At 36.6% G+C, this 21787-nt stretch carries 20 protein-coding genes; 11 read left to right on the top strand and 9 right to left on the bottom strand.

Annotation, left to right across the window (positions count from 1 at the left end):
- Positions 1-16 precede the first annotated feature (16 nt).
- The 3 genes from AB9K26_RS04170 to AB9K26_RS04160 all read right to left on the bottom strand — a co-directional run bounded on the left by AB9K26_RS04170 (position 17) and on the right by AB9K26_RS04160 (position 2233).
- Entirely contained in the window at positions 17-895 is an 879-nt protein-coding gene (locus AB9K26_RS04170) for a GLPGLI family protein (RefSeq protein ID WP_369971282.1), read from the bottom strand.
- 118 nt (positions 896-1013) lie between these two features.
- Positions 1014-1871 carry a GLPGLI family protein gene (locus tag AB9K26_RS04165; protein WP_369971281.1) on the bottom strand — a complete coding sequence of 286 codons (858 nt, stop codon included), beginning with the start codon at positions 1869-1871 and terminating at the stop codon, positions 1014-1016.
- Positions 1871-2233 (bottom strand): hypothetical protein, encoded by a 363-nt coding sequence (locus tag AB9K26_RS04160; RefSeq protein WP_369971280.1) that lies wholly within the window; start codon positions 2231-2233, stop codon positions 1871-1873. Before AB9K26_RS04160 ends, AB9K26_RS04165 begins: the two co-directional genes overlap by 1 nt.
- A gap of 125 nt (positions 2234-2358) precedes the next feature.
- Between AB9K26_RS04160 and AB9K26_RS04155 the strand changes: the two genes are divergently transcribed.
- Genes AB9K26_RS04155 through AB9K26_RS04140 form a run of 4 tightly spaced genes read left to right on the top strand, consistent with a single transcriptional unit; the run spans position 2359 to position 5991 of the window.
- On the top strand, positions 2359-3882 hold the full coding sequence (locus AB9K26_RS04155; protein ID WP_369971279.1) for a sensor histidine kinase: 1524 nt from the start codon (positions 2359-2361) through the stop codon (positions 3880-3882).
- On the top strand, positions 3875-4555 hold the full coding sequence (locus AB9K26_RS04150) for a response regulator transcription factor (RefSeq protein ID WP_369971278.1): 681 nt from the start codon (positions 3875-3877) through the stop codon (positions 4553-4555). The genes AB9K26_RS04155 and AB9K26_RS04150 overlap by 8 nt, the downstream gene beginning before the upstream one ends.
- A 33-nt stretch (positions 4556-4588) precedes the next feature.
- A complete protein-coding gene (locus AB9K26_RS04145) occupies positions 4589-5374 on the top strand; it encodes a hypothetical protein (RefSeq protein WP_369971277.1) in 786 nt (261 codons plus the stop codon).
- A gap of 2 nt (positions 5375-5376) precedes the next feature.
- Complete coding sequence (locus AB9K26_RS04140; protein ID WP_369971276.1) at positions 5377-5991, top strand: deoxynucleoside kinase; 615 nt, start codon at positions 5377-5379, stop codon at positions 5989-5991.
- 128 nt (positions 5992-6119) lie between these two features.
- Here AB9K26_RS04140 and AB9K26_RS04135 read toward each other — a convergent pair whose 3' ends face one another.
- The 5 genes from AB9K26_RS04135 to AB9K26_RS04115 all read right to left on the bottom strand — a co-directional run bounded on the left by AB9K26_RS04135 (position 6120) and on the right by AB9K26_RS04115 (position 13886).
- Entirely contained in the window at positions 6120-7121 is a 1002-nt protein-coding gene (locus AB9K26_RS04135) for an App1 family protein (protein WP_369971275.1), read from the bottom strand.
- Positions 7122-7201: 80 nt separating this feature from the next.
- Positions 7202-9601 carry a sodium-translocating pyrophosphatase gene (locus AB9K26_RS04130; protein ID WP_369971274.1) on the bottom strand — a complete coding sequence of 800 codons (2400 nt, stop codon included), beginning with the start codon at positions 9599-9601 and terminating at the stop codon, positions 7202-7204.
- Between the two features lie 113 nt (positions 9602-9714).
- Entirely contained in the window at positions 9715-10242 is a 528-nt protein-coding gene (locus tag AB9K26_RS04125) for an inorganic diphosphatase (protein ID WP_369971273.1), read from the bottom strand.
- Positions 10243-10309: 67 nt separating this feature from the next.
- A complete protein-coding gene (locus tag AB9K26_RS04120; RefSeq protein WP_369971272.1) occupies positions 10310-12820 on the bottom strand; it encodes a DUF5686 family protein in 2511 nt (836 codons plus the stop codon).
- An 82-nt stretch (positions 12821-12902) separates the two neighbouring features.
- Positions 12903-13886, bottom strand: a complete 984-nt coding sequence (locus tag AB9K26_RS04115) for a pyruvate dehydrogenase complex E1 component subunit beta (protein ID WP_369971271.1) — start codon at positions 13884-13886, stop codon at positions 12903-12905.
- A gap of 276 nt (positions 13887-14162) precedes the next feature.
- Between AB9K26_RS04115 and AB9K26_RS04110 the strand changes: the two genes are divergently transcribed.
- The 6 genes from AB9K26_RS04110 (at position 14163) to AB9K26_RS04085 (ending at position 20165) form a co-directional block, all read left to right on the top strand.
- Positions 14163-14909 carry an electron transfer flavoprotein beta subunit/FixA family protein gene (locus tag AB9K26_RS04110; RefSeq protein ID WP_369971270.1) on the top strand — a complete coding sequence of 249 codons (747 nt, stop codon included), beginning with the start codon at positions 14163-14165 and terminating at the stop codon, positions 14907-14909.
- 21 nt (positions 14910-14930) lie between these two features.
- Complete coding sequence (locus tag AB9K26_RS04105; RefSeq protein ID WP_369971269.1) at positions 14931-15893, top strand: electron transfer flavoprotein subunit alpha/FixB family protein; 963 nt, start codon at positions 14931-14933, stop codon at positions 15891-15893.
- A gap of 112 nt (positions 15894-16005) precedes the next feature.
- Positions 16006-16617: a bifunctional nuclease domain-containing protein gene (locus AB9K26_RS04100; RefSeq protein ID WP_369971268.1), complete on the top strand. Its 612-nt coding sequence runs from the start codon at positions 16006-16008 to the stop codon at positions 16615-16617.
- A gap of 13 nt (positions 16618-16630) precedes the next feature.
- Entirely contained in the window at positions 16631-18340 is a 1710-nt protein-coding gene (locus tag AB9K26_RS04095; RefSeq protein WP_369971267.1) for a nucleoside transporter C-terminal domain-containing protein, read from the top strand.
- A 128-nt stretch (positions 18341-18468) separates the two neighbouring features.
- Positions 18469-19293, top strand: coding sequence for a thymidylate synthase (locus AB9K26_RS04090; protein WP_369971266.1), 825 nt, complete (start codon positions 18469-18471; stop codon positions 19291-19293).
- 5 nt (positions 19294-19298) lie between these two features.
- Entirely contained in the window at positions 19299-20165 is an 867-nt protein-coding gene (locus AB9K26_RS04085; RefSeq protein WP_369971265.1) for an energy transducer TonB, read from the top strand.
- 58 nt (positions 20166-20223) lie between these two features.
- On the opposite strand, the gene AB9K26_RS04080 is transcribed toward AB9K26_RS04085, so the two are convergent.
- Positions 20224-20523 carry an isoamylase early set domain-containing protein gene (locus tag AB9K26_RS04080; RefSeq protein WP_369971264.1) on the bottom strand — a complete coding sequence of 100 codons (300 nt, stop codon included), beginning with the start codon at positions 20521-20523 and terminating at the stop codon, positions 20224-20226.
- A 299-nt stretch (positions 20524-20822) separates the two neighbouring features.
- Here AB9K26_RS04080 and AB9K26_RS04075 point away from each other — a divergent pair, with 299 nt between their 5' ends.
- Positions 20823-21752: a dihydrofolate reductase gene (locus AB9K26_RS04075; RefSeq protein ID WP_369971263.1), complete on the top strand. Its 930-nt coding sequence runs from the start codon at positions 20823-20825 to the stop codon at positions 21750-21752.
- Positions 21753-21787: the final 35 nt, after the last annotated feature.

Genomic DNA, 21787 nt, shown 5'->3' with positions numbered 1-21787 from the left:
TAGAAGTTATTGGATATTAGCGACCTCTACCTCGACCACGACCACCATACATTTCTCGCATTTCCTCTATTTTCTCTTTCATGATGGTATTGTATTCGTCACGTGTTACCAAATCGCCTTTGCTTGGTTTATCGATAGGTTCTTTGTCTTGAGGGTTCATCACAATTTTAGTACAAAGCATAACGGTTCTGTCAGCAGAAACCTCCAAAATCAATCCTGGAAGTCCATGGTATTCCGCAGGACCATTACTTACAGGAATTTGAGGTGTGTACCAAGCCGTTACCACTATAAACTTAGGCACTTCAATTTCATCCATAGGATCTGTTGCCTTTGTAGAATCTGCTTTTTTCTCTGCTTCCTTTTTTTCATCATTGTTTCTTCCACGTCGACGCATGCTCATGAAATCCATTTCGTCAACCTTCTTAGTAGTTGTTGCCTTAAAGCAGGTATACTGACCGATTTGTTTTGTTTCATCTTCGAGTTTCCATACTAGTTCGGGTAGTGAATCCTTGACCAAAAATTGTTTTCCGAAGAATTCCTGCTCTTGTAAAATGACATTTTCCTTGATGCTTTTGTATTGCGGTCCACCCGTAAAACTACTCATCATGCCTCGAAATCTTCCGCCTCCACCAGAGCCAGGAGCTTCCAACTTTTCTTCTTCCTTGTAGGTGGATTCACTTCTGTTGAAATTAAGTACATAGGTTTTTTCTAACATACTTTTCATTCGTTCAGCAATCATCTTTTTTTGCTGTTCACTCATTTCGCCACCCCAACTACTCATATCAACAGTTGTTTTGGTTTGATAAATGGCTTGTCCCTGAAAGTCTTGAGCTGAGGTTAAGGTTGTGAAACACAAAAGTGCTACAGTACAAATTCTTGCAATTGATGGTATCATGATTATTGAGTTTATGTCTTGTAAAATTAGTTCATTTAAAAAACATAAGACTCAAAAAACACTCAATAGTTAAATGGAAAAAGGTTAAACTTTTCTTAAAACAAACACCTAAAACTCACTAACCTCCAATACGAATTTCAATATTTTGACCATCACTGTCACGTCGATTGGACCTCATGCGCTCTTCCATTTCCTTAAGTTTCTTAGCCATAATTTTATCGTATTCTTCTTGTGATACTTCCTTACCTTTTTTAGGTTCTTCAATTGCCATGGCATCTTTTGGGTTAATGATGATCTTACTACAAATAACAGTTTCGGTTCCGTCGTTAACTTCCAAAATCAATCCTGGAAGTCCATGATAATTTCCAGGACCGTTACTCACTGGAATCTGAGGTGTGTACCAAGCGGTTATGGTAATATCTTTCATTTTAGGCGCCTCATTTTCATCAGTGCTTAAATCTTTATCACCATTGACACTGATGCCACTTTCAACAACTTCTATTTGGCGTGTTGTTGTCGCTTTAAAACAGGTATAATCACCAATATTTTTGGTTTCTTTTTCCAGTGTCCATTCAATATCCTGTAAGCTATCCTGTATCAAAAAGACTTTACTAAACGACTCATTTTGGTTGGTGTAGCGTTTTTCCTTGATGTTCTTATACAACACATCAGAGCCTCCAGTGCTTACCATCACCATTTGCATACCTTGTGGTTGCGGAGGTGCTAATGATTCTTCTTCCTTGTAAGTTGATGCTTCTTTATTGAAAGTCAAAATAAAGGTTTTCTCAAACTGTTTTTTGAGCATTTCAATCATTTGTTGGTGCATTCCTGTATCCATTTGTGTGCTATCCAATTGGATATCGACCTTACGTTTTGATTTGTAGGTAGCTTCACCCTGAAAATCCTGGCCAAAAGCTCCTACAACATGTAGGAGCATGACCGCAGTTACTACTAAAAGTTTTGTGATTGTATTCATTAGTTTTTGTTTTTATAATACTTAATTGCAGCTTGTTTTACTTTTTCAACTCGTTTTAAGAAACTTTCTGAATCACTTGAATTTCCCTTAACACGATACGATACATAATTCTTTTCGCTATTTACAGTCCCATCCTCGCATTTCAATTCAAATACTAGGGTTTCATTTGGTTCTGCCAAATCAACAAGTTCAGCAATGTCTTTAACATCAAATGTCGATTTTACATCTTCTGCTGAATCTACACTTACAGACACATTGATGTTGGTTAGCTTGACCTCATTAAGTTCAGAATTTTGGTCTTTCGAATCTGTTTGCGCATATCCTATGGTACACACAAAAAGTAAAATTAAATAGAATTTCATTTGTTTTGGTTTTAATGATTAATACGATTACAAATCTAAATGCTGAAATGAAAGTTCTTAGTTAACCAGTGTTAACGTGTGTTAACCGATTAGTTTTTAAGTACTTTAAGGTTTACTTTTGAATTATGAACGATTCTAAATACAGATATACCCTTTATTTAATTGTGGCTGTTATCATAGCAACCATTGGTATTCAGGCCTATTGGAATTACAAGAATTACAAGTCTAACAAACAACAATTTCTTACCGACATCCAAGTAAGTTTAGATAAGGCTGTTGATGATTATTATACCAACATTGCCCAGGAAACAACCTTAGGACTTAAAATTGAAGACCATGCTCAGAATATATTTGATGATGATGGTGTTTTGGAAAGAATCTCTAAATCTATAGACAACAATAAGGGCTCTTTTGTAGGTATCGACTCCATTAATGAAGAAAACCTTAAAGGCATCACTATTTTGAGAGGCTTTGAAGCTGATTCGTTTATGACTCAAAAAACAAGAGATTCTGTTTCCCATAAAATTATAGCTAAGGATATTATTGGAGAATTTAAATCTTCAAACGATAGCATTAAACTTTCGAGCTTTGAAATCTTCACCTCGAAGGTCATGATTTCAATAAGTAATGATACTTTAAACCTTAACACCATTGACAGCTTAATTATAAGCGACTTGAAAAGTAAAGACATGCTTATCGATTTCCTTTTAGAATATGAACGCCCTAAATCTGATGTTGCTTCAAAAGGTAACCAAATTGTAAAATACGATAAGTCAATCTCTTCTTCTGAGCATCAATTAACAGCGACTTCAAAATCTAAGCTGCTTCCAAAAGGCAGTAAACTCAAGATGCATTTTGAGAATAAAACTTGGTTGGTTTTCAAACGCATTCTAGGAGGCATGATCATCTCTCTTTTGATTGTTTTAGCCGTAATAAGCAGTTTGTTTTATTTGCTTAAAGTAATCAAGCATCAAAAGCAATTGGCTGAAGTCAAAAACGATTTGATAAGTAATATCACCCACGAGTTCAAAACACCTATAGCAACTATTGGTGTGGCCTTGGAAAGCTTGCAGAACTTTGATGCCATCAAAGACAAAGAAAAGACCAAAACCTATTTGGAGATGTCCAACACGCAATTGTCAAAGTTGAATACCATGGTTGAAAAACTATTGGAAACAGCAACCTTGGATTCAGAAAATATCGAACTGAACAAAGAACAATACAATCTCTCAGAAGTTGTCATGTCAATAGTCAAAAGGCATCAACTTCAAAATGATAAATCGGTAGCCTTAGGTATCGACGATAATATCTTTGCAAAAGTAGACATCTTTCATTTCGAGAATGCCATTAATAACCTTATTGATAATGCCTTTAAATATGGTGGACAACAGATAAATGTAAGTTTGAAAGGTTTGTCAGATAACATTGAAATTCAGGTTTCAGATAATGGCACTACGCTATCAAAAGCTCATAAAGAACGAATTTTTGAAAAGTTCTATCGTGTTCCAAAAGGAAACACCCATGACGTGAAAGGCTTTGGAATAGGTCTTTACTATACCAAGAAGATCATTGAAAAACACCTTGGTCGCATTGAAGTCATTCTTGCTAAAACTGAAACTGTTTTTAAAATCACTTTGCCATATGCCTAAAACAACCATCCTACTTGCCGAAGACGAACCTGCTTTAGGTCAAATCATTAAAGAAAGTCTTGAAACCAGAGATTTTGACGTATGGTTGTGCAGTGATGGCAAACAAGCTTTGGACACCTATCAAAATGAAGCTCCCGAATTATTGGTCTTGGATGTGATGATGCCCAAAAAAGACGGTTTCACCTTAGCCAAGGAAATAAGGGCCATTGATGATACCATTCCCATTATTTTTTTGACCGCAAAATCGCAAACCCAAGATGTGGTTGAAGGCTTTAGTATCGGAGGAAACGATTACCTAAAAAAACCTTTCAGTATGGAAGAACTTATTGTGAGGATAAAAAATTTATTGAACCGAAAAGCGCTTCAAAAAACGTCTGAAATTCTTAGCATTGGAGATTATACATTCGATTTTCCTAAACAAACTCTTCAATACAAAGACGATAATGCGGTTCAGTTAACACATCGCGAATCGCATTTACTATTTCATTTGGTGAAGAACAAAAACCAAGTTTTGGACCGTTCACTGATCTTGAACAAGCTCTGGGGCAACGACGATTTCTTTAACGCCAGAAGCATGGATGTTTTTATCAGTAAACTTCGTAAAAAACTAAGTCAGGACAATTCGCTTCAAATATTGAACGTTAGAGGATTTGGGTATAAATTAATCTGCTAAAAGTGGTTTGATTTTTGTACTTTTCAAATTCCTATGAAAAACCTTTTTGGCATTCTAAGTCTTTTTATTGTAACGGTACTTTACGGTCAAAACCCTATTGAAGTCACTCATTTAAGTTCAACCGATTTCAATGTTGACATGATTGTTGCCATTGATAACTTCGGAACGTTTTATTACACCAAAGACAATAGCCTTCATAAGCAAACAAAAGATGGTAAAATCATTAACTATAGCAATTACCAATTAGGTGATATCAGTTCTGCCAATGCGTTCAATCCTTTAAAAATCAATTTATTTTACCAGGATTTCAACCAAGTCATCATTTTGGACAACCGCTTGGCGGAAATTTTCAAAATTGATTTCAACACGCTTCAACCTTACAAAAATGTCACTCACATCGCAACAGGTTTTGATAATACACTTTGGCTGTTTAATGTAGATCTGCAACGTTTGGAACTTTACGACTACAAAACCAATAAAACGAGATTCACAGCAGTTCCTGTACAATCTTTGGTACTGGATCTCAAAAGCGATTATAATTATTGCTGGTTACTTACCGAAAAGTATCTGTATCAGTATAATTATTTTGGAAGTATGATTTCTAAAATTGAAAATACAGGGTTCACAGAAATTGCCAAAAACAACGGCAACCTAGTCTTAAAAAAAGAAGATGCCTTGTATTTTAAGGCTGAAAACGAGAATATCATCTCAGCTCTAAATCTTCCAAAATTGTTAATAAATCAGTTTTTATTGACCAATGAAACCTTGTATATTTACGATTCTGAAAAACTCCATAAATACCAACTAAAAATCAATTAGACATGCATGTTGCAGTAGCAGGAAATATAGGTGCTGGGAAGACGACATTAACCAAATTACTCGCTAAACATTACAAATGGGAACCACAGCTTGAAGACGTTGTGGACAATCCCTATCTCGATGATTTTTACAATCAGATGGAACGTTGGAGTTTCAACCTGCAAGTGTATTTCTTAAATAGCAGGTTTCGTCAAGTCACACAAATTCGTGAAAGTGGCAAAGACATCATTCAAGATCGCACCATTTATGAAGATGCGCATATTTTTGCGCCCAACCTTCATGCTATGGGCCTGATGACCAATCGTGATTTTGAAAATTACCGTTCGTTGTTTGACCTTATGGAATCTTTTGTTGAAGGTCCAGATCTTTTGATCTATCTACGTAGTTCCATTCCTAATTTGGTGGCACAAATCCATAAACGTGGTCGCGACTATGAAAATACGATCAGTATCGATTACTTGAGTCGACTCAACGAACGTTACGAAGCTTGGATTCACGACTACAACAAAGGAAATTTATTGATTATCGACGTCGATCATCTCGATTTTGTAGCCAATCCTGAAGATTTGGGAGGTATTATCAATAAAATCGATGCTCAGATCAATGGTTTATTTTAGGGCGTTCCCAACCCAAATAGGTTGGTCAGGCTTTCGGCAGTCGCTTTTAGGTTTTACTAAAAGCCTAAAGAGCTCCAACAGCGCCTGCACTGAGCGCAGTCGAAGTGCCTCAATCCTTAACGCAAGCACTATTCTATAAAACCATGTGTTCTGGCATGTGTCATGGCTTGCGCACTATCTTCAATCAACAGTACAGGAATCTGATCAAAATTGGCAAACAACGATGCTACACGCAACATTTTCTTTTTATGGTTCACGCGTTGTAAGTAGATTGCTTTCACTTGCTCAGGATGCGCTTTGGCAACTTCCATATAAATATCGGCATCATGCTCACCACTATCACCAATCAAAATGAATTGCATCCTCGGATAGGTTTTCAGGATCTGTAAAATTTCAATGTGCTTTTGGGCTTTTTCGTTGGCTTTTTTACTAAAAATATCCTTAAAGCTACGCAACAAAATAGGCCCTTTTGGAAACTTGTTTTGCTTCAGGAAAAAGTCTAAGTAGCGATACATGTTCCACGGACTGTGACTCACGTAAAAAATCGGATTGGCATTTTTGCCTGAAGGACCACGATGCAGTTTATGATAGAATTCCGAAGTGCCTTCCAAAGGCATTCGGCTTGAAGCACTTCTAAAGATACTATTCACCAATACACGCCATTTTAAGGTTGATACTACTCCTGTATGCAATATCGTATCATCAATATCGCTGATTACACCAAAATCAGAAGCTTCAGAAGGAATCAACACCGAACCTGGAAATCGATTCTCACGTTGTATAGTCCGCTTAGGCATCTCATCACTAAATGACCACTCAAAATTCAACCAGCCTTCTTCATTGACCATCGTATGCATATCTTGAATTTGTGTATCTATTCGAAAATAACCATGATCGTCTGTTGTGGTTTCAAGTCGCTTACCATTTGGTAATAGAACTTCCAGATTGGCATATTTGATTTCGTCGGTTTCAAAGCGTTTCCACGAATTCAAAAATAAGCCGAACAAGCCCTTTTGTTCTAAGTCAATGGCTTCATCTTCCAAGGCACGTCCACGACAATAGAAATGCGTTTTAGTACCATAACTTTTAAAACTTATGATTTGTAAGGGATCTTTTTTCAACCAACTCATGGAAATAAAACTATTTGTGAATTCAAGGTAATAAAAAAAGCCACGACTAGCGTGGCTTTATATATTTCTAAAAGAAAATATTATTGCTTCTCTTTAGTTACTTTAACTTCCTTAACTATCTTTTTAGAATCACCTTCAGTCGTTTTGGTTTCAAGTGCTTCCAATTTAGCTTCAACTTCAGAAGTTGTACCTTCAAATGTCTCTTTCTTAGTAACCTCAACACCATTTTCCACGGTAGTATAGGTTACAGTAGCTTGAGCTATATCATCCGATTGTACTGTCATTTCAACATTAACGTCTTGCTCTGAAGCCATCATCATGTCTTCGTCACCATGACCCCCTAATATTGGAGCAATTACCAAACCAACAAGACAGGTCAATTTAATCAAGATATTCATTGAAGGTCCAGAAGTATCTTTAAATGGATCTCCAACTGTATCACCAGTAACCGCAGCTTTATGAGCATCAGAACCTTTGTAAGTCATTTCACCATTGATTTCAACACCAGCTTCAAATGATTTTTTAGCATTATCCCATGCACCACCAGCGTTGTTTTGGAAAATCGCCCACATCACACCAGATACACAAACACCAGCCATATATCCACCTAATGGTTCAGCACCAAATACCAATCCAATTAAGATAGGCGTAATAATCGTGATCAAGCCAGGTAAGATCATTTCACGTAATGCAGCTTTAGTTGAAATATCAACACATTTTGCATATTCAGGTGTTCCAGTACCTTCCATGATACCAGGAATTTCCTTGAATTGACGACGTACTTCGTGCACCATTTCCATGGCAGCTTTACCAACAGATTGCATTGCTAAAGCAGAGAATACGACTGGTACCATTCCACCGACAAACAACATTGCTAATACATCCGCTTTAAAGATATTGATTCCATCAATTCCGGTAAAGGTGACATAAGCAGCAAACAAGGCTAAAGCAGTTAATGCCGCAGAAGCAATTGCAAAACCTTTTCCAACGGCAGCCGTTGTGTTTCCAACAGAATCCAAAATATCAGTACGCTCACGAACATGAGGTTCCAATTCACTCATTTCAGCCACACCACCTGCATTGTCAGCAATCGGTCCGAACGCATCGATAGCCAATTGCATCGCAGTAGTTGCCATCATAGCTGAAGCAGCTAAAGCCACACCATAGAATCCAGCTAAAGCGTAAGATCCATAGATAGCAGCAGCAAATAAAACTACAGATAAAAATGTCGATTTCATTCCTACAGCAAGACCTGCAATAATGTTTGTTGCAGCACCTGTAGAACTATTTTGAACGATTTCTAGAACTGGTTTCTTACCTAAAGATGTATAGTGAGCCGTAACTACAGAGATCAAAGCACCAACGGCTAATCCGATACACGCAGCCCAGAATACATTCATTGAAGATACATCAACATAACCTTCACCAAAGAACTTCATGCTCATGGTTTCTGGTAACATATATTTAATCAATCCGAAACTCGCAGCTAGAGTAATTAGGATAGCCACCCAGTTACCCATATCCAAAGCTTTTTGAACTTGAGCTTCCTTAGCATCATTACTGGATATTTTTACAAGGAAAGTTCCTAAAATAGAAGCTAAAATTCCAACACCTGCAATAACAATAGGTAACAAAATTGGTCCCATATTATTGAAGTTATCTGTAAATGGCGCGTTAACCGACATATCCTTGATAAGGTAATTACCCAATACCATCGCAGCTAAAACGGTTGCTACATATGATCCAAATAAATCGGCACCCATACCTGCAACGTCACCAACATTATCTCCAACGTTATCAGCAATTGTAGCTGGATTTCGAGGGTCATCTTCTGGAATACCAGCTTCAACCTTACCAACCAAATCCGCTCCAACGTCAGCAGCTTTTGTGTAGATTCCTCCACCAACACGTGCAAATAAAGCGATAGATTCAGCACCTAAAGAGAATCCTGCCAAAGCTTCCAAAGCCATGGTCATATCTTCGTAAAATGATGCACCACCATCGACAAACATCTTTACAAAAGCAAAGAAGAATAAACTCAATCCTAATACTGCCAAACTTGCAACACCAAGACCCATAACCGTTCCACCTCCAAAAGACACTTTAAGTGCTTGTGGCAAACTTGTTTTAGCGGCCTCAGCAGTTCTAGCGTTAGCTTCTGTTGCAATACGCATTCCAATATTTCCTGCTAGTGCAGAAGCGAATGCTCCAACTATAAATGCTACAATGATGATCCAATGGGTTGTATCAACCAACATTGAAATGACACCTAAAGCTACTGCAGCAATCACTACAAAGACTAAAAGCAATCTGTATTCAGCTCCTAAAAAAGCTAAAGCTCCTTCTTTGATAGCCTTAGATATTCCTTGCATTTTTTCATTTCCAGCGGCTTGTTTTTTTACCCAGGACATTTTAACCATCATAAAGATAAGCCCTAAGACTGCCATTGCTATTGGCACAAAAATCATATTCGATTCCATATAAATGTATTTGATTTGTTAATTAGCTCGGCAAAAGTAGTGAAATCCGTTAAAACTAAAAAACCCTTTTACTATATAACAAAAGGGTTTTCAGTTTAATAACTATTATGATACTAAATGGTAAAGTCTCCCTTCGTTTTATGCTTGCTTTTTTGATAGCGCTCAATGCATTTGGTAACAATTTCGTAAGCTTCTTTGGAATCACCCCAAGCACCAACATCAACCTTCTTCTTCTCCAAATCTTTATAGACCTGGAAGAAATGTGTGATTTCCTCCAATCGATGCGGATTTAAGTCTTCAATATCATCTTTTAAACTCCAAATTGGATCTGATACTGGAACGCAAACCACCTTTTCATCCGGACCTTTTTCATCTGCCATATGAAAAACACCAATAGGCTTTACTTCCATCACACACATGGGAAATGTAGGCTCATGACCTAACACCAACACATCTAAAGGATCTCCATCCAACGCTAGGGTTTCAGGAATAAATCCGTAATCTCCAGGATACATCATAGATGAAAATAACATACGGTCGAAACGAATTTTCTTCAAGTCAAAATCATATTCATATTTGTTACGGCTTCCTTTAGGGATTTCGATGAGTACATCAAAAGTGAGTTGTCCTTTGGCTGTCATATTGTATTTTTTTGGAGTGCAAAGATACGTCAAGCCTTTGGTTTAGACAATTATAAAACGTAGTGAATTAGAAATAAAACCCGAAACTTCCAGTCACACCAAAACGTCTAGCATCTGGTCGATCTAAGTAGTTTCCTCTGAAATTAAAATCGATTCTAAGAATCTTGAAGATATTAGCCACACCAAAACTGTATTCGTAATATATTCGATTATTTGGTGCCACTAGAGGAATTTCAACCGGATTTCCTGTGGTATTCAAAGCAATGTTTTCATCAGACAATTCACCCCAAACACCTCGCAATCCTAAGATAAATCTTAAATTGTATTTTTTCAAAAAAGGAATTCTAGAAAACAAACGACCATTAAAATTATGTTCCAAATGCATCGAAGTATACGTATCGGTAACAAACTCATAAAAATCTAATTGAGGAAAGGTACTGTAGATAGAAAAATAAGTTTGGTTTCCAGGTACAACACTTAACAATCCGAGTGGTACTTCTCCAAAAGTTTTTCCAGCTTCAAGTGTGGTCATTAAGCGTCCGAAACCTCCAACTTGCCATGGTTGAATATAAGAGAACTGCAACTTGGTATATTGAAAATCACTATTCATAACCCCATCTAGTCCTTGACTTATTTGAGCAAAAACCCTTGCAAAATCATCGTTCTTTTCTTTACGCTCCACTCCAAACCCAGTCATTTCCCGTTTTGGGGTATAGGTGACCGAAAAGCGTGTTTCAAACTGTTTGATTTCTGAAGACACACCATTTGGAGCTGAAGGGTCATTGTAATCTAAGCTGAACGTTGGTGAAGCAGACTCTAGGGTTCTATAACTAGCATCCATTCGAAAGCCTAAATTTCGAACAGGTTCCAGCTCAAAACCGAGTGTTGTTAAATTGATATTGGTTAACTTATCATTCGTGCCTGCCGTAATCACAGCACTTGATGCTAAACTTCGTCCCAACACATCTGTAGAACTGGTTAAGCTGGCTCCAATCTGTTCTATATCGCGTCGGTTCCCACCAAAAATGATAAAGCGATTTTTCTTATCCAATAACCACTTTCCTGAAATACCATATTTAAATTTATCGTCACGAAAACCGTAGGCTAAAAACCCTTCCAATCGCCATAAGTCATTTGGACCAAAATAGGTACGACCACCTGTGCGCAATCGTAAGCCTTCCACATCATTAAAACCGAAGGTTGAAAAAATCGGTCCGTAATCAAAATTGATACTTGGAAATTCGATATATCCAGAAGCGAGAATACTTCCTAAATTGTAAAGACGCTTAAACTTTTTAACGGTTTTTAGAGTGTCTAACATTTTATAGACACCCTTCTCATCTTTATTTAAAGACTCTAGTCTATTCTCTTCCCAAAAAAGATCATCCCTATTGTAAACATCTTCATCGTAGTAGTAAACTTTAGTATCGTAGAACTCTTCATTTTTGGGTTGATCGAAAACATAGTTTTCATATAAAGTGGTTCGCTTACCATAAATGCCTCGAGATGTTTCCTTTTTATTCAAAGCAAAATCAGACAACATGTAATCGCGTTTAATCAAAAACACCGAATCGTTCAAAACTTCATATTCCTGTTCAATATAAATTTCCTTAACCCAGTTGATGTTGGCGCTTTTAGATGCTTGTAGATTTATATCCTTGATGGCATATGTAGAATCGTTAACCCAAAAATCACCTTTAAAGGTCAGCTCGTTTTTTCGTCTAGGGTAATAGATAATATTATAACACCATTTATTATCAATAAAGGCGCTATCGGACAACACATAATTATACGTTTGAATACCTGTTCGCGATAACGGACTCACAAAACTCTTATCAAAGAATTTCAGGTAATTATCATAAATATTAAAGTCGGAATAAAGGTCATCGACAAAGTCAATGATCACTTGGTTGTTACTAAAACCTGAATTCTTATTACCTCTTAAGTCTTCCTTGACTTTGTTCAGATTATTATCACCATAAACCTTGCTTACAGCTTCATTAATGAACACAGGCAAATACGTTTTTCCTGTAACCTTTGATGTGTCTACCTCTTCAAAGACAAATTCCATGCCTCTAAAAAGTTTGCTTTTAATAAGGGCACTATCAATGGTGTTGAGATCAAATTCTACCTTTTCATACTTATCGTATTCGTACTGACGGAATTGATTCAAGCCGTTTTGACGCTTACGTTCCCATATTTTCTTTAAAATTCTAATGGCTGGATTTTCAGATGCTTTCTTTGATTGCTTCCCAGAAACAATAACCACTTCATCAAGAGAGGAAGCCTCTTCCTTTAAAACAAACCTTAAATCGTAATTGACCTTTTTATCCAATTGGACTTCCTTAACCTCGTAACCCAAAAAGGAGATAACCACAGTATCCCAAGTATTTTCAGACTCTAAATAAAAGCGACCATTTTCATTTGTAATGGTTCCTTCAGTAGAACCTTTGAAAATAACATTGGCAAAAGCGATAGGTTCATTAGCTTCATCATACACGTATCCGCTTACCTTAGTTTGGGCAAATCCAATAGAAAAACCAACGAAGAAAAATAATGTAAGTAGTTTAAGATTCATAGGCAAAAAACTTCATCAGGATAAGCCGATGAAGTTTAAAACGTAAAAAATTACGAATTATTAGATGGCTCAACAAAAACCATTATTTATTTATGTACATAACTTTTTTAACGGCTTTGATTACATCTTCCTTATTAGGCAACCATTCCTCAAGAAGCACAGGCGAATATGGTGCTGGTGTATCAGCAGTATTGATTTTTACAACCGGAGCATCCAGGTAATCGAAAGCTTCAGATTGAACAAGATAAGTAATTTCAGTAGCGACGTTACCAAAAGGCCAAGCTTCTTCCAACACGACCAATCGGTTGGTTTTCTTGACAGATTCCACGACTGTTTTTCGATCCATCGGACGAACCGTTCTCAAATCGATAATTTCACAGGAAATACCTTCTTTTTCCAGTTCATCAGCTGCAGCATAGGCTTCTTTGATGATTTTTCCGAAAGAGACAATAGTCACATCTGTTCCTTCTCGCTTGATATCTGCAACGCCAAGTGGAATCGTGTATTCTCCTTCAGGCACTTCTCCTTTGTCACCATACATTTGTTCACTTTCCATGAAAATCACTGGATCGTCATCACGAATAGCTGACTTTAAAAGCCCTTTGGCATCATAAGGATTTGATGGCACCACAACTTTGAGTCCTGGTGTATTGGCAAACCAACTTTCAAAAGCTTGAGAATGTGTTGCAGCCAATTGTCCAGCAGAGGCTGTTGGCCCACGAAAAACAATTGGACACTTAAATTGTCCGCCAGACATCTGTCTGATTTTTGCTGCATTATTTATAATTTGATCAATTCCAACCAAAGAAAAGTTGAACGTCATGTACTCAACAATAGGTCTGTTTCCAGTCATGGTTGAACCAATAGCAACACCAGCAAAACCTAATTCGGCAATTGGCGTATCAATGACGCGTTTTGGGCCAAACTCATCTAACATCCCTTTTGAAGCTTTGTAGGCTCCATTGTATTCAGCTACTTCCTCACCCATTAGATACACACTTTCATCTCTGCGCATCTCCTCACTCATGGCTTCGGCTACTGCTTCTCTAAATTGAATTGTCTTCATGAATTCCTTTTTTAATCGAATAGCAAAAATAACAATTATTGCTTATAAAAGCATAGAATAAAATTTGAAAATTAAATCATAAACAAGTTCTTCACTACCTCAATGAAAGTATTGAACATTTAATAGTTTGAAGTTAATTTTGTAAACAATTCACAAGGATTTGCTCATAAACTGAAATTTTCACAAAAATTTATTATGCGTGCATAGTAAAATTCGGATTATTATATTTATCTTCGTGCACTGGAAAACATATACATTCAACATAAATAATTTGATATGAAAATATTAGTATGTATTAGTCACGTACCTGATACGACTTCAAAAATTAATTTTACAGACGATAACACCAAATTTGACACTAATGGTGTGCAGTTTGTCATCAATCCAAATGATGAATTTGGCTTAACTAGAGCCATGTGGTTCAAGGAAAAACAAGGTGCTAACGTAACCGTAGTTAATGTTGGTGGACCTGAAACCGAACCGACGCTTCGTAAAGCTTTAGCCATTGGAGCAGATGAAGCCATTCGTGTTAACACCGAAGCTAAGGATGGATTTCAAGTCGCTAAGGAATTAGCCAATGTGGTTAAAAATGGTAGCTATGATTTAGTGATTGCTGGTCGTGAATCTATTGATTACAATGGAGGAATGGTTCCTGGCATGTTAGCTGCTTTAACAAATTCGAACTTTGTTACTAATTGTATCAACCTTGAAGTTGAAGGCTCTAATGCTACTGCTATGCGTGAAATTGATGGTGGTAAAGAGAAGGTTTCCACTTCATTACCATTAGTAATTGCTGGTCAAAAAGGGCTGGTTGAAGAAAGTGACTTAAGAATTCCAAACATGCGTGGTATTATGATGGCTCGTAAAAAACCGTTATCGGTTGTCGAACCTTCAAATGCTTCAGCCGAAACAACATCGGTTAGTTTTGAAAAACCTGCACCAAAAGGAGACGTAACCTTGGTTGACGCTGATAATTTAGACCAGTTAATCAATCTTCTTCACAATGAAGCCAAAGCCATATAATTAACCTCAAAACAAAAAAACATGTCAGTTTTAGTATATACAGAATCAGAACAAGGATCATTTAAAAAGGCAGCTTTCGAAGTGGCTTCTTATGCCAAGGCTGTTGCCGATCAATTAGGAACCTCAGTAACTGCTGTTGCCATCAACGCCAACAATACTTCAGATTTGGGCAAGTATGGTGTTTCAAAAGTCTTGAATGTGTCACAAAATGATCTCGACACTTTCAATGCTAGTGTTTATGCAAATATTATCGAACAAGCTGCAAAGCAAGAAGGTTCAAAAGTTGTAGTATTAAGTTCCAGTGCTAATAGTAAGTATTTAGCACCAATACTAGCTATCGGCTTAGATGCTGGTTATGCTTCTAATGTTGTTGAAGCTCCTTCGAGCACTTCACCTTTTACCGTTAAACGTACAGCTTTCACCAATAAAGCATTTAATAATACATCAATAGATACGGATGTTAAGATTGTAGGTGTTTCAAAAAATGCATTCGGACTAGTAGAATCTGATGCTAATGCTTCACAGGAAGATTTTTCGCCTTCAGTGCCTTCTTCAGGAGTCACTGTTGAATCGGTTGACAGAGCTACTGATAAGGTAAGTATTGCTGATGCTGAAATCGTAGTGTCAGGTGGACGTGGATTAAAAGGCCCAGAAAATTGGGGAATGATTGAAGAGTTAGCAGATGTTTTAGGTGCTGCTACTGCTTGTTCTAAACCTGTATCCGATTTAGGATGGAGACCGCATAGTGAGCACGTTGGACAAACAGGAAAGCCAGTAGCATCAAACCTTTATATTGCTATTGGAATTTCTGGAGCTATCCAACATTTAGCTGGAATCAATGCCTCAAAAATCAAAGTTGTCATCAATACAGATCCTGAAGCACCTTTCTTTAAGGCTGCCGATTATGGTGTTGTAGGTGATGCCTTTGAAGTTGTTCCTGCACTCACAGAAAAATTAAAAGCTTTTAAGGCACAAAACGCATAATTTTTATTAAATTGTGTTAGGAAAGGGCTGTTTACATTTGGTTCTTTATACATAAATCTGCATTTTGCAGTTGGTAAAGTCCTCATTTAAACAGTTCTTTGCGTTTTAAATTATGAGCTTAGTAAAACTTAACATAAAAGGAATTTCGTATAGCCAAACCCAAAATGGTGCGTATGCGTTAATTCTAAATGAAGTTGATGGTGATCGCAAACTCCCAATCGTCATTGGCGCTTTTGAAGCCCAATCCATAGCCATCGCACTTGAAAAAGAAATCAGGCCTCCAAGACCACTTACACATGATCTCTTTAAGAATTTTGCAGACCGTTTTGATGTCGTTGTAAAACAAGTCATCATCCACAAATTGGTTGATGGCGTATTTTATTCCAGTCTGATTTGCGAACGCGATAAAATAGAAGAAATCATTGATGCACGAACCAGTGATGCCATTGCTCTTGCTTTACGTTTTCAAGCACCAATATTCACCTACAAAAACATCTTGGATAAAGCTGGCATCTATCTGAAGGTCAATCCCAAGAAAGAAGATGAAGAACAGCAAGATAGTATTTTAGTTGATGATTTGGTCGCTGAAGAAATCGAAAGTAGTTCCCAAGAAAACTACAAAGACAAAAGCCTCAATGATCTCAATAAACTTCTTGATGAAGCTGTAAAGAATGAAGACTATGAAAAAGCAGCAAAAATAAGAGACGAAATTTCAAAACGTTAAATTCCCTTTTCAAATGAAGCATCTTTTTTTAGCTATTGCAGCTATTTTTTTTGGTCTAAACCTAGGTTTTACTCAAGAACTGGAAAAAAATTGGCAATTTGATGCTATTCAAAACGAAAATGGGCAAACACTCTTTAATATTTCTGAAGGTGACAGCTTAAGTCTGAAAGAAGGAAAATTCAACTATTTTTTAAAAGCTAAAGGCGACTTGTCGGCTTCAGGTGATTATACTTTTCAGAATAATGTCTTAATGCTCTACTATAGCAAACCAAATGACACTATACGCCATTATAGAATTAAAGAGCTAACAGACTCTACTTTAGTGTTTACTGAAAAGAACGTCGCTTATAAATTTAAAAGTCCTAAAAACACCTCTAATATTGTATTGGAAAAAGTCGAAGTCGACACCATGATTCCTAGCGAAGGTTTTACATTTCAAAGTCTTTGGAGAGGTGCATTGGGCATGCTTACACTTATTGTAATTGCCTTTCTATTTAGCAGTAACAGAAAAGCAGTCAATTGGAAAACTGTAGGAATTGGACTGGTATTTCAGCTTTTAATAGCAGTTGGTGTTCTAAAAGTTGGGTTCATTAAAAAAGCCTTTGAGTTAATTGGAGGCCTCTTTGTACAAGTGCTCGAGTTTACAAGAGCAGGAAGTGAATTCCTGTTTGGAGGAATGCTTAATGTGGATTCTTTCGGGTTTATATTTGCCTTTCAAGTGTTGCCGACCATTATTTTCTTCTCAGCCTTAACGTCTGTCCTCTTTTATTTAGGTATTATCCAAAAAGTGGTAAAAGGCATGGGATGGTTACTTACCAAACTGCTAGGGATTTCAGGTGCTGAAAGTTTAAGTGTTGCTGGAAATATTTTCTTAGGACAAACTGAAGCTCCTTTATTGATTAAGGCGTATTTGGAAAAGATGAATAAATCTGAAATCTTGCTTGTCATGATTGGTGGTATGGCCACTGTTGCAGGAGCTGTACTTGCAGCTTACATCGGATTTTTAGGTGGTGATGATGAAGCCTTGCGATTGTTTTATGCCAAACATCTCTTAGCAGCTTCTGTTATGGCAGCGCCAGGTGCCATTGTAATATCCAAAATATTATATCCGCAGACTGAAAATGTAAATACCGATGTTTCGGTATCTCAAGAAAAGATAGGCTCAAACATATTGGAGGCTATAGCTAACGGAACTACTGAAGGACTAAGACTTGCTGTAAATGTTGGTGCAATGCTATTGGTTTTTGTTGCTTTTATAGCTATGATAAATTGGGGATTTAATATTATAGGTCATTACACTGGAATAAATGAATGGATTGTGAGTGCTACAGATTATACAGCTTTATCCTTAGAATTCATTTTAGGCTATGTGTTTGCTCCTTTAATGTGGCTAATTGGTGTGGCAGTAGAAGACATGGCGCTAATGGGTCAATTATTAGGAATTAAATTAGCGGCTAGTGAATTTATTGGATACATTCAGTTGGCTGACTTAAAAAACGTGGCTAGCGCAACACATTTAAAATACGAAAAGTCAGTTATCATGGCAACCTACATGCTATGTGGCTTTGCTAATTTTGCTTCCATTGGAATCCAAATTGGAGGCATTGGTTCTTTAGCTCCCGGACAACGCACACAACTTTCCAAATTTGGCATCAAAGCCTTGATAGGAGGCACATTGGCCTCTTTGATTTCAGCTACCATAGCAGGAATGATTATCGGATAACCAGTAGTCAACATGACGTTGATAACTTTTGATATTATGTGCATAGGAAATGTTTCCATTTCGTGCCTTATTTCTATTTTTATTTCTTGAATCTTGACAGAATTTGAAACCGTCAAACGGAAAACGATATGAAGCAATACCATGATTTAGTGAAGCATGTTTTAGAACATGGCAATGTTAAAGCAGATCGAACAGGAACGGGAACCAAAAGCGTATTTGGTTATCAAATGCGATTTGATTTAAGCGAGGGATTTCCAATGGTCACAACCAAAAAACTCCACTTAAAATCTATTATCTATGAATTACTTTGGTTTTTAAAAGGAGATACCAATATTAATTACTTAACAGAAAACGGAGTCCGTATTTGGAATGAATGGGCTGATGAACAAGGTAATTTAGGGCCTGTTTACGGTCATCAATGGCGCAATTGGAATTCTGATGACATCGATCAAATTAAAGATGTCATCCAAACTTTAAAAAACAATCCAGACAGCAGACGCATGTTGGTTTCAGCTTGGAACCCTTCGGTTTTACCTGATACCACTAAATCGTTTAGTGACAATGTAGCCAATGGAAAAGCAGCACTTCCTCCATGCCATGCCTTTTTTCAGTTTTATGTAGCTGATGGAAAACTCTCCTGTCAACTATATCAACGTAGTGCTGACATCTTTTTAGGCGTGCCTTTCAATATTGCATCTTATGCCTTACTTACCATGATGATGGCACAGGTTTGCGGTTATGAAGCAGGCGAATTTATCCACACCTTTGGTGATGCCCACATTTACAGCAACCATTTGGAGCAATTGGAATTACAACTATCGAGAGATATCAGACCGCTACCTAAAATGATTTTAAATCCGGAAATTAAGGATATCTTCGATTTCGAGTTTGAGGACTTCACCTTGGTAGATTATAATCCGCATCCACATATCAAAGGTGCTGTTGCAGTATAATTTACATGAAACCATTTGTATTTGTCTTGCTTCTTTTTCTTAATGGCTTATTTCTTTTCAGTCAAGAAAAAATCTTAAGTCAATCTGAATTGGATTCTCTAAACGACATAGAGAATACCGATAGAATTGAGTTTTTCAAAACAAACATGTTAAGTAGGAGCGTCAGTATGAATGGTGTTGTGCCAATCTATGAAGGATGTAAAAAAGAGAAAAGCAATCACGACAAAAAAGATTGTATGTCCCTAAAAATAATGGAGCTTTTCCAAAAAAATTTCAAGACTGAGATGCATGAAGAATCCGATCTTGAGCCTGGCAAAAAACGAATTCATCTTATATTTAAAATTGGTACTGATGGTTTGATCTCCAATATTGTCGCACGTGCTGAAGATCAATATCTTGAAGCTGAAGCCATTCGTGTTGCCAAGTTGATGCCAAAACTAACACCAGCTATGCTTGATGGCAAATCAGTAGAAGTCCCTTATGCTGTGCCTATTTTAGTTGACATCATACCAAATTCAAATGAAGGACTTACGCGATATCCTATTTTTAGAGGTTGCAGTGAGAAACTAAGTAATGAAGAATTAGAAGAATGCTCAAGACGTAAAATTATGAATTTTATCAAAATGAGCTTCGATATAGAAATGGCAAACGTTGTGATGCCTAAAGCTAGAACTACTCAATTCCTTTTAGAATTCACCATTAACAAAAAAGGAAAGATAGAAAACATCAATGCCAAAGCTAACCATAAGGCAATTGCAATTGAAGCTATCAAAATAGCCAAACGGCTTCCTAAATTCAAAGAACCAGGCATTTGGGAAGGCGTAGCCGTAGATACTCCATTCAGTCTACTAATGACTATATATTTGTATTAGCACTAACCAAAAAAGGCTTTCAAAATTGAAAGCCCTTTGATTTAAGTTTTTTAACAAACTACAGATTCAATACACCATTTTCAGCAGCAGCATAATCATTCCATGCGTAAGCATCTGCTTGGTCATCGTTGATGTAAGTACCATCAACTACATATCTAAACTCATAAGAGTTATCTGTTTCTAAATCTACAGTTCCCTTAAAACTTCCATTTTTTAGTTTCTTAAGCTGAACCCCTTTTTTAGTGTTCCACTCATTAAAAGTTCCAACAACAGTTACTTTATCTGCTTCTTCAGCTGGTACAGTAAAGGTAACTTTACAAACTGGTTTGCTCTTTAAAAATTGTTTTTTAATTGCCATAATAATTATGAATTAATTTTAAGCAAATGTATAAAACAATAAAAGCCTCACAAACAAATTAATACATCTAAAATAGAGATTTATCAATTTGATAATATTTAGTAGATATTTCTTTAAACTAGTTATAAAAAATGCTTAATATCTAAGAATTTATCAAATAAATCTCAAGGTCTTAAAGACTGATTTTCAGTACAATTAAGACTACATCGTTTGCGTTTGTAAAGACTATTTTCTAAATTAAATTTATTACAACGTTTGCGTTAAAAAGCATAACTTTATATTTGTAATTATTTTAGATTATGTTCGGAAAAAAGAAAAATACACCCAAAATAGATCAAGAGCAATTAGCGCTCATAAAAACTGCTGAAAAACGCATAAAGCAAAAGAAACGACTATACATTCATTTTGTGATATTCCTTATTGGTGCTGTATTTATTATTTTAGCAAATACCGTTCTAGGAATAGGAAAGAACTTTACAATTGCTGGGTTAGAGTGGTTTGTTTTTGCTATTGGATTTTGGTTATTTATTCTCTTATATCATTTTATAACTGTTTTTGTCACCCACCAGTTTATGGGAAAAACTTGGGAAGACAAACAACGTGAAGCTTTGGTTGCAAAACAACAGGAGCGTATTGAAGCACTTAAAAAAGAGTACTTGAAAGAGGAAATGGAAATCGCTAAATCCCAAGCTTATAATGAAGCTAAGCAAATCCAGGATTCCTCAGGAAAAAAAAAGTCTGAACTCACCATCATTGTAGCAGCTGGAGAAGATAACGCTATCGGCAAAGACAATGATTTGATTTGGCATTTAAGTGATGACCTGAAACGTTTTAAATCGTTAACCAATGGGCATCACATCATTATGGGAAGAAAAACTTTCGAGAGCTTCCCAAAACCTTTGCCAAACCGTATTCATATTGTCATTACAAGACAAGAAAGTTACCAAGCACCTCATGGCGTTCTTGTTGTTAATAATTTAGAAGATGCTTTAGATGCTGCCAGACACGACAATCAACCTTTCATTATTGGTGGCGGACAAATCTATGAGCAAGCAATGGATTTTGCTGATAAAATTGAATTAACACGAGTTCATGCCTCATTTGAAAATGCTGATACGTTCTTTCCTGAATTGGATGCCTCCAAGTGGACTGAAGTCAATCGTAAAACGCATGATGCAGATGATAAACACAAATATGCCTTTTCCTTCATTACCTATGTGAGGAAATAACTTTCTGTATTCATTAAAAGTAGATTTCATTTACG

This window comes from Psychroserpens sp. XS_ASV72, assembly GCF_041224425.1.
In the GTDB taxonomy this organism is placed as follows: domain Bacteria; phylum Bacteroidota; class Bacteroidia; order Flavobacteriales; family Flavobacteriaceae; genus Psychroserpens.
Note: the sequence above shows the minus strand (reverse complement) of the source record. Positions and strands in the feature narration are given on the sequence as shown.

What these genes read in the sequence shown, in the direction of transcription:
- AB9K26_RS04120 (WP_369971272.1), bottom strand. Translation starts at nt 12,820, where the DNA reads ATGAATCTTAAACTACTTACATTATTTTTCTTCGTTGGTTTTTCTATT.
- AB9K26_RS04110 (WP_369971270.1), top strand. Translation starts at nt 14,163, where the DNA reads ATGAAAATATTAGTATGTATTAGTCACGTACCTGATACGACTTCAAAA.
- AB9K26_RS04085 (WP_369971265.1), top strand. Translation starts at nt 19,299, where the DNA reads ATGAAACCATTTGTATTTGTCTTGCTTCTTTTTCTTAATGGCTTATTT.
- AB9K26_RS04160 (WP_369971280.1), bottom strand. Translation starts at nt 2,233, where the DNA reads ATGAAATTCTATTTAATTTTACTTTTTGTGTGTACCATAGGATATGCG.
- AB9K26_RS04115 (WP_369971271.1), bottom strand. Translation starts at nt 13,886, where the DNA reads ATGAAGACAATTCAATTTAGAGAAGCAGTAGCCGAAGCCATGAGTGAG.
- AB9K26_RS04075 (WP_369971263.1), top strand. Translation starts at nt 20,823, where the DNA reads ATGTTCGGAAAAAAGAAAAATACACCCAAAATAGATCAAGAGCAATTA.
- AB9K26_RS04125 (WP_369971273.1), bottom strand. Translation starts at nt 10,242, where the DNA reads ATGACAGCCAAAGGACAACTCACTTTTGATGTACTCATCGAAATCCCT.
- AB9K26_RS04100 (WP_369971268.1), top strand. Translation starts at nt 16,006, where the DNA reads ATGAGCTTAGTAAAACTTAACATAAAAGGAATTTCGTATAGCCAAACC.
- AB9K26_RS04105 (WP_369971269.1), top strand. Translation starts at nt 14,931, where the DNA reads ATGTCAGTTTTAGTATATACAGAATCAGAACAAGGATCATTTAAAAAG.
- AB9K26_RS04170 (WP_369971282.1), bottom strand. Translation starts at nt 895, where the DNA reads ATGATACCATCAATTGCAAGAATTTGTACTGTAGCACTTTTGTGTTTC.
- AB9K26_RS04140 (WP_369971276.1), top strand. Translation starts at nt 5,377, where the DNA reads ATGCATGTTGCAGTAGCAGGAAATATAGGTGCTGGGAAGACGACATTA.
- AB9K26_RS04165 (WP_369971281.1), bottom strand. Translation starts at nt 1,871, where the DNA reads ATGAATACAATCACAAAACTTTTAGTAGTAACTGCGGTCATGCTCCTA.
- AB9K26_RS04090 (WP_369971266.1), top strand. Translation starts at nt 18,469, where the DNA reads ATGAAGCAATACCATGATTTAGTGAAGCATGTTTTAGAACATGGCAAT.
- AB9K26_RS04145 (WP_369971277.1), top strand. Translation starts at nt 4,589, where the DNA reads ATGAAAAACCTTTTTGGCATTCTAAGTCTTTTTATTGTAACGGTACTT.
- AB9K26_RS04150 (WP_369971278.1), top strand. Translation starts at nt 3,875, where the DNA reads ATGCCTAAAACAACCATCCTACTTGCCGAAGACGAACCTGCTTTAGGT.
- AB9K26_RS04095 (WP_369971267.1), top strand. Translation starts at nt 16,631, where the DNA reads ATGAAGCATCTTTTTTTAGCTATTGCAGCTATTTTTTTTGGTCTAAAC.
- AB9K26_RS04080 (WP_369971264.1), bottom strand. Translation starts at nt 20,523, where the DNA reads ATGGCAATTAAAAAACAATTTTTAAAGAGCAAACCAGTTTGTAAAGTT.
- AB9K26_RS04130 (WP_369971274.1), bottom strand. Translation starts at nt 9,601, where the DNA reads ATGGAATCGAATATGATTTTTGTGCCAATAGCAATGGCAGTCTTAGGG.
- AB9K26_RS04135 (WP_369971275.1), bottom strand. Translation starts at nt 7,121, where the DNA reads ATGAGTTGGTTGAAAAAAGATCCCTTACAAATCATAAGTTTTAAAAGT.
- AB9K26_RS04155 (WP_369971279.1), top strand. Translation starts at nt 2,359, where the DNA reads ATGAACGATTCTAAATACAGATATACCCTTTATTTAATTGTGGCTGTT.